The 2,558-nt window shown below is 39.1% G+C and carries 2 protein-coding genes; one reads left to right on the plus strand and one right to left on the minus strand.

The genetic code is table 11. The annotated features are described in order from the left end of the window. Nucleotides 1–200 precede the first annotated feature (200 nt). Complete coding sequence (locus ACTQ50_RS19385) at nt 201–1,421, minus strand: HipA domain-containing protein (RefSeq protein WP_441485528.1); 1,221 nt, start codon at nt 1,419–1,421, stop codon at nt 201–203. Nucleotides 1,422–1,639: 218 nt separating this feature from the next. Here ACTQ50_RS19385 and ACTQ50_RS19390 point away from each other — a divergent pair, with 218 nt between their 5' ends. Further along, nucleotides 1,640–2,458, plus strand: coding sequence for an aldo/keto reductase (locus tag ACTQ50_RS19390; protein ID WP_441485529.1), 819 nt, complete (start codon nt 1,640–1,642; stop codon nt 2,456–2,458). Nucleotides 2,459–2,558 lie beyond the last annotated feature (100 nt).

Consider the following 2,558-nt stretch of genomic DNA (forward strand, 5'->3'; position numbering starts at 1 on the left):
GGAACACAGCCAGATTTTTGTTGATTTTGAAAAAAATAAAAAGAAAAGAAGTTTTAAAAGAAAAATGGTGCTGGGCATAACACCCAACACCAAGTTTGTCTACAGTCTGAGCAGGCTACAGTATGTGAAGCCTGCTTTTTTTCGCACTTATCTTTCAAATAATAAATCGTTACTGTTCACTCCGTTCACAGCAACACACTCTAGTTCAAATAATTTTCTGCTATATTCTCCGTTACATCGTTTTCTGTAGATATAGAATATATTTTTTTCTGATTAGCAAATGCCTGTAGCTTCTGGATTCGTTTTTCCGTGGACTGAACGATCACGTCAATTCTCTTCTGATCAATAAAGTTGCTGACACGCTCATCGCCAAAAACTTGTCTGATGATAGCACCTACATCCTGCAACTGCCCAAAATCGATCCAGTCAAAGGAAGAAATCAGCTTCAACTGTTCATCGTGGGTTTTCTTAAAGGGTTTGCATATAATCTCTCTTTCCCCAAGAATATCAAAAGGAACTTTGTTGTATCCAAGAGAAGAACCACTGTCAAATACGGGAGACGCACCAAGCCATTGCAAAGTTTCTGCGTTACGCAGTAATCCGAAATTATTCAAATGCCGGTCTTCGTTTGCAATGATATAATCCAGGACGATCATTCGATCCAGTGCAGGCACTACATTGACGCCAAGTTCAGAGCAGCAGTTTACATAGTGCTGATAGACGGATACATCATTCCTCTTTTTTCGGGTTTGGAAAATTCGCCAGGCACTGACAAGATCCAATTCTTTTGTTACAAAATCTTCGCATACGCTATAAGGCATATCATTGTCCCACAGGATACTGTAGGGAATATGCTCAATTCCCAGTTTGTCCATGATTTTGGATGCAATCACTTCGTTAAAAGGTTGCTGACGGAAAGGGTTGCTGCCGCCTTTGAGCAGACATCTCTTACCGTCTATGATTTTCCATCTTTTTTTCAGGCAGCCGTCAGAAGTATTATCCGGTGAACTGAAATCAAAATTCCCCTGCCCTTTTTTCAATCCAAACAATACATTTCCAATGTCATCAGAAAAAGCATTGTCGAAAAAATTAATTTTTTCCCATTGAAGGTCTGTATGTTCCGGTTTGATCCAATATTGGTCGGAAAGACTAAGGCCAAAACTCCGGACAAGCAGAAGCCTTGTGTCTGCAAGTCCAAGTTCATCCAGTGCTTCCTGGACTCCGGAACGGCTTGAGGGGATGGAACGGTCTGCCCACCACAGATTTAGGGCTTTTTTATCAACTGTATTCTTTTTTACCGGAATACCTATGGGAAGATGTTCCGGGGCATAAACGGAAAGAATCCTGGTAATTCCCTCCAGCTCATCTAATTCCATTTTTATAACTGGAGTACTTTTATGCATAAGAATATAATTCCCCATGTCGATGACCTCCCATTTGGTTTTGTGTTGTAAAAAAGTATAGCACAAAAAGCCTGAAATTACATCTTGTAATTATATTTTATATACGTAACACATTTTAGACAAACTTCTTTTTAACATTCTTTTTATCTATAATAAAGCATTCCTTATAAGTATTTGCTATTATTCACTTTATTGGTTATGATTACATCACAAAAATCTTGTAGGAGGAATTTTTTATGAAGGAAAAATTTGTTTTAAATAATGGTGTGGAAATTCCCAAAATTGGATTTGGGGTTTTCCGTATGACGGATGAAAGTGCTTGTGAAGAGGCTGTGGTGCAGGCAATTAAAGCTGGATACAGATTGATTGATACAGCAGCTGCTTATGGAAATGAGGAAGCTGTCGGAAGGGCTATTTCACGTTGTGGCGTGCCGCGGGAGGAACTGTTTGTTACAACAAAGCTGTGGATTCCAGACATTAGCTATGAAGGAGCTAAGCGCGGTCTTACACAGTCGTTGGAAAGGCTGGAACTTGATTATCTGGATATGTATGTGATTCACCAGCCTTATCATGATTACTACGGAGCATGGAAAGCACTTGAGGAGTTTTACGAACAGGGACAAGTCCGAGCTATCAGCGTCGATAATTTTACTCAGGACAGACTGGCTGATTTTATATTCTGGAATAAAATAAAACCAATGGCGAATTTACTGGAATGCAATCCATTTTTCCAGCGGACAGATGAAGAAGCCTACTTACAAAGCCAGAATATTTTAATGCAAGCCTGGTCACCTCTTGCTGCAGGACAAAATGACCTGTTAGCGGATCCAACGATCTGTAAAATAGCAGACACTCATCATAAATCAAATGCACAGATTATTTTGCATTGGCTTGTACAGCGAAATATTTTGCCATTGGTGAAAACATCAAATCCGCAGAGAATGAAAGAAAACCTGGATATTTTTGATTTCGAACTGACAGAAAGGGAAATGAAAGTAATTTCCCAATTAGACAAAGGACATACATGCTTCATGCCAAGAAATACGAGACTATGAGAAAAAGTCTGTAAATAAGATTCTTCTATGATATGTAAGGGTGGCAAGCCTGAAAATCAGGCTTCTCACCCTTGTTTTATATATAACAGTTGTTGAATGG

The sequence above is a fragment of the Blautia sp. Sow4_E7 genome (assembly GCF_052116245.1).
Classification (GTDB): domain Bacteria; phylum Bacillota; class Clostridia; order Lachnospirales; family Lachnospiraceae; genus Blautia_A.